Source organism: Enterococcus mundtii (genome assembly GCF_002813755.1).
GTDB classification, from domain to species: domain Bacteria; phylum Bacillota; class Bacilli; order Lactobacillales; family Enterococcaceae; genus Enterococcus_B; species Enterococcus_B mundtii.
Genome location: NZ_CP018061.1, coordinates 1231547 through 1244450 on the forward strand (window position 1 = coordinate 1231547; position 12904 = coordinate 1244450).

9 protein-coding genes are annotated in these 12904 nt (G+C 36.5%); all 9 read left to right on the forward strand.

Features of this window, described 5'->3' with window-relative positions:
* The first annotated feature begins 84 nt into the window (after positions 1–84).
* The 9 genes from EM4838_RS06070 to EM4838_RS06110 all read left to right on the forward strand — a co-directional run bounded on the left by EM4838_RS06070 (position 85) and on the right by EM4838_RS06110 (position 12877).
* On the forward strand, positions 85–1437 hold the full coding sequence (locus EM4838_RS06070) for a lytic polysaccharide monooxygenase (RefSeq protein ID WP_071867949.1): 1353 nt from the start codon (positions 85–87) through the stop codon (positions 1435–1437).
* A 325-nt stretch (positions 1438–1762) separates the two neighbouring features.
* Positions 1763–3223 carry an HTH domain-containing protein gene (locus tag EM4838_RS06075; protein WP_081367473.1) on the forward strand — a complete coding sequence of 487 codons (1461 nt, stop codon included), beginning with the start codon at positions 1763–1765 and terminating at the stop codon, positions 3221–3223.
* Positions 3224–3258: 35 nt separating this feature from the next.
* Positions 3259–4998, forward strand: a complete 1740-nt coding sequence (locus EM4838_RS06080) for a VirD4-like conjugal transfer protein, CD1115 family (protein ID WP_071867948.1) — start codon at positions 3259–3261, stop codon at positions 4996–4998.
* Positions 4999–5000: 2 nt separating this feature from the next.
* The gene (locus EM4838_RS06085) at positions 5001–5237 is read left to right on the forward strand and encodes a hypothetical protein (RefSeq protein ID WP_010735554.1); all 237 of its coding nucleotides are present in this window, start codon (positions 5001–5003) and stop codon (positions 5235–5237) included.
* 29 nt (positions 5238–5266) lie between these two features.
* Positions 5267–6091 carry a VirB6/TrbL-like conjugal transfer protein, CD1112 family gene (locus EM4838_RS06090; RefSeq protein ID WP_071867947.1) on the forward strand — a complete coding sequence of 275 codons (825 nt, stop codon included), beginning with the start codon at positions 5267–5269 and terminating at the stop codon, positions 6089–6091.
* 15 nt (positions 6092–6106) lie between these two features.
* Positions 6107–6457, forward strand: coding sequence for a PrgI family protein (locus EM4838_RS06095; protein ID WP_071867946.1), 351 nt, complete (start codon positions 6107–6109; stop codon positions 6455–6457).
* Positions 6399–8708 (forward strand): VirB4-like conjugal transfer ATPase, CD1110 family, encoded by a 2310-nt coding sequence (locus EM4838_RS06100; RefSeq protein ID WP_071867945.1) that lies wholly within the window; start codon positions 6399–6401, stop codon positions 8706–8708. The genes EM4838_RS06095 and EM4838_RS06100 overlap by 59 nt, the downstream gene beginning before the upstream one ends.
* Positions 8701–11928, forward strand: a complete 3228-nt coding sequence (locus tag EM4838_RS06105; protein ID WP_100917247.1) for a lysozyme family protein — start codon at positions 8701–8703, stop codon at positions 11926–11928. The genes EM4838_RS06100 and EM4838_RS06105 overlap by 8 nt, the downstream gene beginning before the upstream one ends.
* Positions 11929–11947: 19 nt before the next feature.
* Positions 11948–12877, forward strand: a complete 930-nt coding sequence (locus tag EM4838_RS06110) for a hypothetical protein (RefSeq protein ID WP_071867944.1) — start codon at positions 11948–11950, stop codon at positions 12875–12877.
* Positions 12878–12904: the final 27 nt, after the last annotated feature.

The window sequence follows — 12904 nt, forward strand, 5'->3', positions numbered from 1 at the left end:
GAACAATATAAGGTCGCTATTTTTAAATAAGTTATTATGTTATAAAAATAATGTAACAAAAAAATATTGGAAGGAAGGTATGATATGAAAAAAAGATTATTGGGTAGTGTGGTATTGGTTTTAAGTCTAGGAGGAATAATTTTTGGTGCGACAAAAGATGTTTCTGCACATGGGTATGTAAGGGAGCCAATTAGTCGAGGATACCAAGGGTCATTAGATGCCCGCACCAACTGGACTGCAGCATTTCAGAAGTATGGGGCAGTGATCAATGAGCCACAATCTTTAGAAGCATTGAAAGGCTTCCCAGTAGCAGGACCAGCGGATGGACGAATTGCTTCTGCAAATGGCGCATTAGGTTTTCAGTTAGATCAACAAACAGCAACTTTATGGACAAAGCAAGATATCAGTACTGGTCCTAATAATTTCACTTGGCATTTTACGGCAAATCACCGGACTGCGAAATATCATTACTACATCACGAAAAATGGTTGGGATCAAAACAAACCACTTGCGAGAGAAGATCTAGAACTATTATCGGAAATCGATGGTGGCGGACAATCTTCTGCGAATATTAGCGCAACGCACACAGTCAATATTCCAGAAGACCGAATGGGGTATCACGTTATTTTAGCAATTTGGGATATTAGTGATACTGCGAATGCCTTTTACAATGTGATTGATGCGAATATCAAAAGTAATGGAGCAATACCAGTCGTACCAAATAAACCAACAAATGTCAGAGCAGTGAATACGACAAAACAGTCAGTTTCACTTTCTTGGGATGCACAAGCAGCTGCTGAAAAATACAATGTGTATCGTGATGGTCAACTGATTACTACAACTTCTGCGAACAACTATCAAGATAATCAATTAACAGCAAATACCACGTACAAGTACGAAATCGAAGCAGTATCGTTTACCGGACAAGTATCTGAAAAAAGTGATGCGCTTCAGGTAACAACGTTAGCAGATAACGAAGTAGAAGTGCCAACAAGACCAGGTAACTTACATTCAATGGGAGAAACAGTGAACTCAATCTCATTGATGTGGAATCCTTCTAGCCACTCTGCAGGAATCAAAACATATGAAATCTATAGAGATGGCCAATTAGTTGGTCAAACTGCAAATACAACTTATCTAGATACTGGATTGAATGCTGGGACTCAGTATGCGTATACAATCAGAGCAGTGAGTAATGATTCTATTCGATCAGAGGACAGCAACCGTTTAGTGATTTCAACAAAAACAAATGAAATTGCGCCACCAAGTGAACATCGTCAATTTGAATTAGGAAGTTTAACTAATCCTGTGTTGTACACAAAAGATGAAATCATCTTCCATGAGGGGAAACTGTATACAACATTAGTGACTCATTTTAATTATGGTGATCCATCTTGGGCGCCAGATAGTGCAGCTAGTTTATTTAGAATTAAATAACTTTTAAAAGTCTTTTAGCCTTTTGGATTATTTTAGGATTCTAATAGAATAACTTTTTTGTAGAAAGCTTAAAAACATCAGAGGGCCATTTATTGTAGATAAATAAAAACAGTGGTATATCGTTATTAATTACGCCTTAGAGAGGCTATACAATTTGTATAGCCTCTTTTTTCTTGTTATCTCTCAAATCTAAGATCTATAAAAAAACTTTAAAAAAACTTCGTCTTCTAAAGAAATTTTTTTCTCTAAGTCGGGAAATACAATACCTCGAAATAAAAAAACATATTGTTTATAGTGAAGTTGTTATGTGAAAGGGGGAAGGTAAGTGGAAGAGATTCTTGAACGATTAATATCGAATGATTACAAAAAACGTGTCGTATTTATCTTGAATACTTTAGAGAGAAGAAAAAATGTGACCGTTCAATATCTTGCAAAAAGTCTCAAAGTAACTAGAAGAACGATTACCAATGATTTAAAAACGATTCAAGATGAATTTTCCGACACAATTGAAATATTGACTTCCTATAAAGGGGTCAGCATGTTTGTATTGAACCATTTTAAGTTATTCGAGAAAAAAAAATCTTATTACATGAATGAAGACTTAGTAAAAGTGACAACAAGTATCCTTACAGGTGAACTGAAGCAGGTGATCGATTGGAGCTGGGAATTACACTACTGTGAGAAAACAGTGATCCAAAAAATGCGAAAGCTAAAGAAAATCTGCCATCAATATGGTTTGAATTTAAAACTTTCACCGGTTGAATTTATAGGGAAAGAAATCAGAATCAGAAAACTGTTTATTGATCTTTACATTAAATCAGCATATCTAGAAATCGAAGATTATTGCCCCTATAAAAATGAAATGGAAGAAATAACCAAAATCGTTTTGGCGTTATGTTCGGATGTTTCCCAATCAATCACAAAGAAAATACTTGCTTTAACTTTTATCCGGTTTGGAAAAGACAAATTATATATCCAGTCGCGATTGTTAGATTGGTTTAGAAACAATCCCTTAACGAATCAATTATTCGTTGAATTTATTCAATTAGATTGTTTCAAGACCTACTCTAAAGAAGTCATTTTTGAAGAATGTTGTTTTATAGCTTGTATGATCCATTTACATGAATGTTATTACACAGAGATTGAAAAACACAATAAAGGATTTGCAGAATACTTTGGTTTTTCTGAGACAGTCAAACATTTGGTTTTAGATCTCAAGAGTGTTCTGGGGAATCGGATCCAAGTTGATAATGAGCAACTGTATTCAATTGTCAATTGCTTTTTATTTCAAGAGAAAATCAAACAGGAACTTGAAATTGATTTTTCATATAACGATGAAGAATCGGCGATACTGATTGATTCAATCAACCGGCGACTATATAAAGAAATGAATACAGTCATCAAAAGAAATAAAGCGATCCAAAAGAATTTCCTGCAAAAAAGGTGTGCTTCATCATTTACTTCTGACTTATTACTTTTCTTATATACGAACAAGGCATGTGAAGTTTTAAGTACAGTTGTTGTTGCATTGAAACGAGGATTTTTAACGGATTTTGCTTTAAATGAAATTATTGAAAGATATCTACACACCAGAGCAAGCATCATGTACCAGGAACAATTGGAAACCATTGAAAATCCACTTGACGTAGATATATTAGTGACAAATATACTACCATTTCCGTATCAAGTTGGTGATAAAACCAAAATGTTTTATCTACCAGAAAAAGCAGATATTGACCGAACGATGGACATCGTTTCAGACTTGCTCGTTACGGATTTTAGATAATAACAAAGATCACTTATGTCATTTAGGAGGGCAAGTTGAAAAACTCAAAGACTTGGTATTATAAATTACTTTTACTATTTTTATTTCTTGTATTCGCGTATACGGCAAATCGGACCATCCTGATTTACGAGAATTTCCGACAACAGACAGAAGATATCGCACAAGTCTTGGTTCGCACAATCGATCAATTTGGACTAGAAGTCAGTCGCTTTGAGTTTGACTTTAGTTATAGTTTAGCAAGTATTATTGGTACATTGACAATCGTGGGGGGGCTTGCTCTTGGTATCTTGTATCACTCAGGTATGCCGAAACATACAGAGTTTGAATATGGAAGTGCCAGATGGGGCAACAAAAAAGACATCAAGCCGATGATGGATAAAAAAAAAGACAACAATATCATTCTCACAAAAAGTGAATCGCTGTCTATGTCTGGTCGTATGAAGATCACTAAATCTAATAACTTTAATCGGAATAAGAATGTGATCGTAGTAGGAGGAGCCGGGTCAGGTAAAACAAGATTCTATGTGAAACCTAATTTGATGCAACTGCATTCCTCTTATGTCGTCAGTGATTCTAAAGGACTCTTGTTAAGTGAAACAGCAACGATGTTTAAAGAAGCAGGTTATGAAATCAAGGTTTTTGACTTGATCACGCGGGAAAATACAGATTATTATAATCCTTTTACTTACATCCGGACCGAAGACGATATTTTAAAAGTCGTCAACAACTTGATCAAAAATACTTCAGATCCTGAAAAAAAGGGTGGCGATGATTTTTGGGAAAAAGCTGAAACGGCCTTATTGATGGCTACGTTTAGTTATCTTTTACAAGAAGTTGATGAGGAAGATCAAACATTGACGAACGTCGTTGAAATGGTCCGCTTAGCAAACTGTCCAGAGGATGTGCCTGATTATGTTTCCCCACTGGATGTGATTTTCAATGAACTTGAAGAAAAAGATCCTGCCAACTTTGCAGTCGCGCAATATAAAATTTTCAAATTAGCAGGGGATCGCACCGCAAAAAGTATTTTAGTCAGCTTGGGAGTACGATTATCGCCTTTTGATATTCCGAATATCAAAAAAATCGTGAGTAAAGATACTTTAGCATTAGACACTGTTGGGGACAAGAAAACGATCATCTATATTTTGTTATCAGATACAGATACAAGTTTCAATTTCTTAGCAAGTATGTTGTACCAACAATTATTCGATAGTTTAGTGTACAAAGCAGACAATGTCTACAAAGGTCGTCTACCACATCATGTGCGATGTGTCTTAGATGAATTTGCCAATATTGGACAGATTCCAGACTTTGAAAAAGTGATTTCAGTGATTCGAAGTCGCGAGATATCGGTCAATGTGATCTTACAAAACATCAGTCAGCTTAAAAATTTATATAAAGATACTTGGGAAACAATCATCGGGACCAGTGACGTTTTTCTGTATTTAGGTGGAATGGAGTTAAGTACGCATGAGTATATCTCCAAATTACTAGGGAAGAAAACGATCCAGCACAAGAACATTAGTATCACCAAAGGTAGTAATGGGAACTACAGTGAGAACTATCAAAAAATGGGTCGAAATTTATTGGATGTAGATGAAGTGGCGAACCTAAGTGGAACAAAAGCGATTTTGAAGATTCGTGGAATAGTTCCGTTTATATCAGAAAAATATGATATTACCAAACATAAAAATTATAAAAAACTAGGAGATGTGACTCCAGAGAATTGGTACGAACGAAATCAATCACCGAAAAACGAAGAGGAGAATGGATAGAAATGAACAATAATCAACAATTATTACAGGATGTATTTAATTTGATTTCAAGATTTACGATGGTTGGCGGAGGATTATGGATCATTTGGGGAACCGTGATCTTAGCTGGTGCGTTAAAAGATAAAAATGGCCCGCAACTACAACAAGGAATTTGGCAGGTCGTCGGCGGTGCATTGATTTTAGTTGCCGCAGTTTGGTTCGTGACCGCATTTGATGTCGGCTCACTTTTAAGTAGGTAGAAAATTTTTTATAGAAAGAAGGTTAATCAGTGCGCTCAGCGATAATGATGCTATTTGATCGAATGATGGAATATTTGAATGGGGACAATATTGCAGAAACCTTAAGCCGTGGTTTGCAAGATTACATGGCAGATGCCTATCGAGTAGCAGGAATCATCCAACAAACGATCATAGCTCCAGTTGCATTTTCAATACTAGCGATATTCATCTTATTTGAATTTCAAAAAATTTCTTTAAAAGTAGAGAATGCAGGTGGTGCTCCAACTTTGGGATTTGAAATGATCATGAAAGCATTTGTAAAATTTATTATTTGTTATATTGTCATCTTAAGAATCCAAGTGATTCTCGATGCCATTGTCGCATTAGGGGCAATGTTAGCAGGGCAAATAATGGCCCTAAATAGAGATGATTTTTTAAGTTCTTATCGCAATGTAGTCAATTCAGCAGTAAGCAATCTTTCGTGGTGGGAAGTAATGGTCGTATTAATGATTTTTGTTGTTCTATTTTTAGTTTCTTTAGTAGTAGGGGTCTTTATCAATGTCATCGTTTATATAAGATTTTTTGAATTATATATATTCAGTGCGATTGCTCCTATTTCGATGGCGGCATTACCCCATCAAGAGTTTTCATCGATGGCAAAAGGATTTTTCAAGAATTTTGCAGCTTCCTCCTTACATGCTGTAATGATCGCATTAGTATTGACCATTTATCCTTTGATTTTTGTGAATTTCTTAAATAGTCATAGGAGTGGCATGTGGTCGCTGATTTTTGGTTTGACGATTTACATGATTGCTTTGATGTTTGCAATAAATAAGACAAAAGGATGGGCGAAAATGATTGTATCCGCCTCATAGAAAGGAATAAAAGCAATGGCAATTGAAGTCAAAGTCCATAAAGATGTACGTGAATATAAAGAACGGATCGTAGCAGGTATGAGCGTACGACAATTAGGCTTTCTGTCTGTGGCGGTGTTGACTAACATCGTGATCAGTTTTGTGTTTGTGCGCTTTTTTGGTTACTCCATGGACGTGATCAGTTGGCTGATGATTCTCGTTTCAATGCCAATCGTCGCTTTTGGGTGGCTAAAAAAAGAGGGACTGCCTTTTGAACGCTATTTGAAATACTATTTTATTTACCATTTTGATCAAGGAGTAGTTGTTTATGAAGAATCTGATACGTCCCAATTTCATGAAGGTGAACTTCAGGCAAAACAAGAATAAAAAAAATATGCAAGAAGAAAAAAAATCTTTTTTACTTTATGAAGAAATCTATGATAACGGTATTTGTTTAATTACTGAGAATGAATACTCAATAACGATCCATATTGACGATATCAGTTATCAACTTTGTTCCGAAGAACAACGTATGCAGATATTCATTAAATATTGTGAGTTCCTAAATTCTTTGGAAGCTTCCATTGATTACAAAGTCACGTTAGTAAAAAAGAAAAAAACAGTCGAAGAATTGACTCATGTGCTGTTTAAAGAAAAAAATGAACAATATGATGATAAGTACCGCCAAGAAATGAATGACTATCTAACAGCGAAAATCAACGAAAAGAAGAATGCGTTTGAAAAGAAAATTTTTATTACGTTTACTCAAAAACATGAGAATCAGGAATTTGCGGAAAGAGAGTTATTCTTGATTGCCGATCAATTGGATCTATTCGCTCGAAAAATTGGTTCGACCATCCATATTTTAAAAGGGGAAGAACGGAAAGAATTGATCGGTCAAATCATAAATAATGAGAATCATACATTACTACCGAAACAAGTCGATCTCAAATTAGATAAGCGCCTGATCAAGATCGATGACAAACTAAATCAGACCCTCTATTTGAATGGTTACCCTGCCGAACTATCTGATGAATGCTTAACAGGTCTTATGGAGATCGATGAAGAAATCACTCTTACGGTTAGTTGCAGGCCGATACCGATGGCAAGCAGTTTCGACTTAGTAAAGACTAAAATGGCTTACATGGATCAGCAAAAAGTGGATGAACAGCGAAAAGCCTTAAATAGTGGGTACGATTATGACATGCTACCCTATGACCTGACTTATTCCCTGGATGAAGCAAAAGAGCTTTTAGATTCATTACAAAGTAAAAGCCAGAAACTATTTGAAGTAACTGTGTTGATCAATTTCTCCGCAGAGAATCAGGATAACTTAAATAAAATCGCGAGTAAAATCAAGTCGGTAGGGCGAAGATTTGGTTGCACGATCATTGAACTAGCGTATTTACAAAAATTTGCTTTAAATACAATATTACCAATAGGAAAGAATCATGTTCCTTTAAATCGCTTATTGGCAACTTCTGCGGTTTCGGCGTTGATGCCATTTTCGATTTCTGAAATGCTTCATGAGAATGGCAATTATTATGGGATCAATTCTGTGACAAAAAATCTGACGATTCTTGATCGGAAAAAACTAATGGCGCCCAATGGGTTTGTCTTGGGCACACCAGGATCAGGTAAGAGTTTCTCTGTCAAACGGGAAATCGTCAATGTTTTACTGAGAAACGCCAAAGACGAAGTGATCGTCATTGATCCTGAATCAGAATATCAGCATATTTGCTCGCAATTTGATGGTCAAATGGTTCGATTGGCTGGTAATTCAAACACCTGCATCAATCCGATGGATATCAATAGTAACTATGGCGATGATGCAGACCCGATCGCTTTAAAAACACAGTTTTTGATTTCACTTTGTGAGTTGATCACGGGGGGGATTTTAGGGCTATCTTCCCAACAAAAGACGATCATCGACCGAGTATGCCGAAAAATTTACCAAGAACAGACACAGTTGCCGACATTAAAAGATTTTTATACGGCGCTAAATGCACAGCCAGAAGAAGAGGCAAAGCAATTGGCGATTGAATTGGAGCTTTATACAGAAGGTAGTCTAGCGCTATTTTCCAAACAAACGAACGTGGATTTAAATAAACGTTTGGTCATTTTCGACATCAAAGATTTAGGGAAACAACTCAAACCATTCGGAATGTTGGTCGTTTTAGATCAAATTTGGAATCGAATCACATTAAATCGAGAATCAGGAATCCGTACATGGTTATATATAGATGAATTACAGTTGCTCTTTACAAATGAATATTCAGAAAATTATTTCTTTGAATTGTGGAGTAGAGCAAGAAAATGGGGGGCTATACCGACAGGGATCACCCAAAATGTCGAGACGCTATTATTGTCGGATCTAGCCAGAAGAATGCTTTCTAATAGCGATTTCGTTGTCATGTTCAATCAAGCAAAATCTGATCGCTCAGAGTTGACTCGTTTATTCGATATATCGGAAGAGCAGGAAAAGTATGTTTTAAATGGGAGTGAAGGTACTGGTTTGATGGTGTTTGGGGACACGATCATTCCATTTGAAGACCGACTGCCTAAAGAGACGAAACTCTATCAAATCATGACAACTAAACCTGGTGAAGAGGTAAAAACAAAGCAAGATTATGAATGAAACATACGAGGGGAATAAACAAGAAAACAACAAGCAGCAAGATCTGTTATCGATCAAATTGAAACGTGTCAGTACGAAAGAGCAAAAAAAGAAAGCACTGAAAAAACGACTCCGATTCAAAAAACGTCAACAAAAATTAGCGAGAAAAAAAAGAGATAGCTTACAGCCGAAAAATAGAAATATCGTTGATTTCAAACAACATATGGTGAATAGCCAGTCAAGAAAAGAGCCATTAAGTAAAGGCGCAACAAGCAAAAAACCATATGCTAGTCATTTTAAAAAGCGTCATCTTATAACAAATAAAAAAAAGTTAAACAAAATCAATAGTAACAAACAACATAGTACCACAAGAGAAAAGGCCTATTTCATAAAGAATAAACATCGCTCTCCTAAAGAAATCAATCATGCGCTTTTAGGAATAAAAAAAAGACAAACTTCACCTAATAATAGTGGAACGAATCAGCGAAGTCAGCTTTTTTCTGAAAAAATCAATAAACAAAAACTAGGATCAAAAAAATTCTACCATAAGAAACAAGAAAAGCTAGGTAAAAATGTTCTCAATCTATCTGGCATAAAGAATACACTTACTACGAATAAGCAGACCAGAGCAAAGAAGCTTGAAGAGAAACTATTCGGCATCAAAGACAAACTTGAACGTAAACATCAAGTGTTAAGTAACTCCAACAAAGTTAAACGATTAAAAAAGCAAACAAAAATGCCATCGAAAAAAAAATTCAAACCCAAACTGAAAAAAAATCTGGCACAAACAGCCATAGACACAGTTGGCAGGAACAAAGATGGCGAATTGAATATTCTTGGAGTTCTTTTAGTCTTATTTATTATTCTCAAACTGATCCTCATGTTGTTGTCCGTCAAAGTAATGATGATCTTGGCGGTCGTCATCGTCGTTATCGTCGTGATTATCGCCATCTTTAATTTTATCGCTAGTATATTTACTATAAAAACGGAAGATATGGCATTAGCAGAGGCGTATGAGCATGTCACACTTTTGGATGCCAGAAAGAACAAAGAAGTGCAACAAGTTTTTGAAGATTTTTCAGAAAATTCTGAAATCGAAGAAGTATATTTTGTTGTAAATGGTGTTGCAAGACCAGATAACAATTTTATCTATAGCTCTGATGCAGATACGTACCTCTATTACCTGAATGCAAAATATGAAGATTATAACATCAGTAAACGTATCTCAGCGAGTAGCAATATCTTTGGTGCAACAAGAGTTCGTGGAGAAGTAGAAGGAATCCATGGGTATACCTTTAGTTACACAACGAAAATCGAAACAAGAGAAGTACCAATTATTTATCCTGATGAGACTGATCCAGAAGAGGATGGATCGGAAGACTCTGAAGACGATGATGAATCAGAAGAACCGGATGATTCAGAAGAAGACGAGGACTCAGAAGAAGAACCGGATGATTCAGAAGAAGACGAGGACTCAGAAGAAGAAGCAGATGATTCGGAGGAAGATGAGGATTCAGAAGAAGAACCGGATGATTCGGAGGAAGACGAGGACTCAGAAGAAGAACCGGATGATTCAGAAGAAGATGAGGACTCAGAAGAAGAACCGAATGATTCAGAAGAAGACGAGGACTCAGAAGAAGAACCGAATGATTCCGAAGAAAATCAAACGAATGACACTCTAAATGGGGACCAACCCCCTACCCCTCGTAATGAAGAAGATCGTCCAACGCATCGTACGATAAAAGTGGCGTTGATCAATATTGAGATCAAAACAATCAGTCAGTTTATTGATGAAAATTCAGATACGCTGACAGAGGAAGAACTAGATAAGTTTGGACCGATCCAAGAATTGGACCGATTTGAGAATAAAGTATTTTTGCAAAGTCCTTTTGGCATGAACCAAGACGCCATCGTTGTTCAAAAATATGGCTATCGAGGATCAAATGACAGAAATAGACATGATCATATCGAGCTGTTGGCTGAGCCTGGCACGCCTGTCTATGGCATCGATAATTCTGGATCAGGAAGAGTACATGCTGCTGGCAATGATTATGTCACTATCAATACTTCTTTGAGCAAAAGAGTTGTGTTGTCTCCATTAAAAAATGTCCGAGTGAGAAATGGTGAGTGGATAGATGCCGATACAATCGTAGGAGAAACCACAGGAAATTTAAAGGTTGAAGTCATTGAACGTCGAACATTCTGGCCAAACAGACATATTTATCCATCTGCTTATATTTTTGATCTGGAATTTCAATATCCTTCTGAGATAGAAGGATTTACACATCATTCTTCAAGAACGATCTCAGGAAGTCTTAAAAATCCTGGACAAATGATTTTACAATGGGAACATCTTGTTCGAGAAGCTTGTGAAAAGTATGGGATTCCAGAGTATGTCAACATGATTTTGGCAATCATCCAAGTAGAATCCGGTGGTGATGCAGAAAGATTCCCTGATATTATGCAGGCTAGTGAGTCACAAGGTTTGTCTCCTAATACGATCGATGATCCAGAACTATCAATTGATCGAGGCACCCACTATTTTGCCCAATTATTAAGCAAAGCGAGAGACTTACATCTTGATGATCGTGCGGCTCTTCAAGCCTATAACTACGGAGAAGACTTTTTAAACTGGTTAGCAACTACCAATAACCAATATAGCTTCTTTCAGGCAGAGTTATATGCAAGGGAAAAAAGCAACAGACAGACTGTTACTTATACCCATCCAGTAGCGTTAGCATATGGATTTTCATGGCGATATGCTTATGGAAATATGTTCTATGTTCCTATAGTAACTAACTATCTATGGCTCGAAAACTCAGATTTCCTTGAGGCTGCAATCAATGAGATTGGCACGATCCAAGGAGAGAAGTACTGGCGATGGTATGGATTTGAAGGAAGAGTAGAGTGGTGTGCGATCTTTGTGAGTTGGGTAGCAGATCAAGTAGGGTATCTCAACCAAGAAAAAATAATCAAGTCTGCTAACTGTTTACAAATGATCAACTGGTTTACTGAAAAAGGGAACTATAAGAAAGCTTCAGAGAACTATCATCCACAACCAGGTGATTTGATTTTCTTTGATTGGAATGGAGGTGGTACTGGAAAAGATCACGTTGGGATCGTAGAGTTTACAGATGGTAATATCATCCAGACCGTCGAAGGTAATACTGCTGATAAAGTAGCTAGAAGGACCTATTTTATCAATGATCCAAGCATTTCAGGTTACGGTATTCTTCAATAAAGAGAGAAAGAGATAAACAATGAAACAAATAAAAAATATAGTTGAGTCAAAAGAAGGAAAAAGAATCGTGTTTATAGCTATCGGCATTTTCATCACCATGTTCAGTTTTATTTTTTACTCGCTATTTTTTCATAGCGGTACGAATGAAAACTCGGAAGGTACCGCTAGTAGTAAGCCTTTGTCTGCAAGCGAGCAAAGAAAAGAGGACCTAAATTTAGTAGAAAGAAATGAAGCCTTAGTTTATAGAGGTATTTGGTATTCTGATCGAGCGGATGGCATGGTTTTGGAATTAAAAAATGACGGAACTTATCAAAGTACCAGTTGGCTCACAACGGGTCAGTATCGCTTAGTAGATACAAAGCTTGTTCTGACGGACAAAGAGAAAGAGGAAGTTTCTTTTGAGCTGATGACAAGGTTAGGCGAAACGATTTTCTTTTATGAAGACAATGAAGGGAACACGACCTATTTCTATCCTAGTGTTGCATTGATGGAAAGGGCCAAAGAAATTATTGATTCCAGTGGGGAAGAAATCGATGAGATAATCAGTCAAAAATGGAATGACGTGTTACTTCAAGGTAGTTGGACGGGAACGACGATGAATAGTCAAGTGTTGATTGATTTTACAGAAGACACATTTGTCCAAAGAAAAGTGGAAGACGGAAACGAAATAAGTCGAATTTTTTACTATCGCGTCATTTCTGAAGATATTTCTGAGACGCTATGTGTACTTGAACTATCAGTCACAGATGAAAATTCAGCAGTGATGACATTTGAGGTCACCTTAGAAGAGACACAATTCGGTTATCGCATGCATTCCCTCCCAGGGATGTTTTTATGGGTAAATGATTACGAAAAACCACATCAAGCTGTGCGATTAACTCAAACAGGTATTTTTAGAGAAGAAAATTCATCTTTAGAACAATTACTTGAACATCGCTTGAATGGTTAATCGACTCTAAAAAATTCTTCATTGAAT

Bases quoted from the DNA above. Each gene is read 5' to 3' on its own strand.
- EM4838_RS06105 (WP_100917247.1), top strand. From the start codon at position 8,701: ATGAATGAAACATACGAGGGGAATAAACAAGAAAACAACAAGCAGCAA.
- EM4838_RS06095 (WP_071867946.1), top strand. From the start codon at position 6,107: ATGGCAATTGAAGTCAAAGTCCATAAAGATGTACGTGAATATAAAGAA.
- EM4838_RS06100 (WP_071867945.1), top strand. From the start codon at position 6,399: ATGAAGAATCTGATACGTCCCAATTTCATGAAGGTGAACTTCAGGCAA.
- EM4838_RS06070 (WP_071867949.1), top strand. From the start codon at position 85: ATGAAAAAAAGATTATTGGGTAGTGTGGTATTGGTTTTAAGTCTAGGA.
- EM4838_RS06110 (WP_071867944.1), top strand. From the start codon at position 11,948: ATGAAACAAATAAAAAATATAGTTGAGTCAAAAGAAGGAAAAAGAATC.
- EM4838_RS06085 (WP_010735554.1), top strand. From the start codon at position 5,001: ATGAACAATAATCAACAATTATTACAGGATGTATTTAATTTGATTTCA.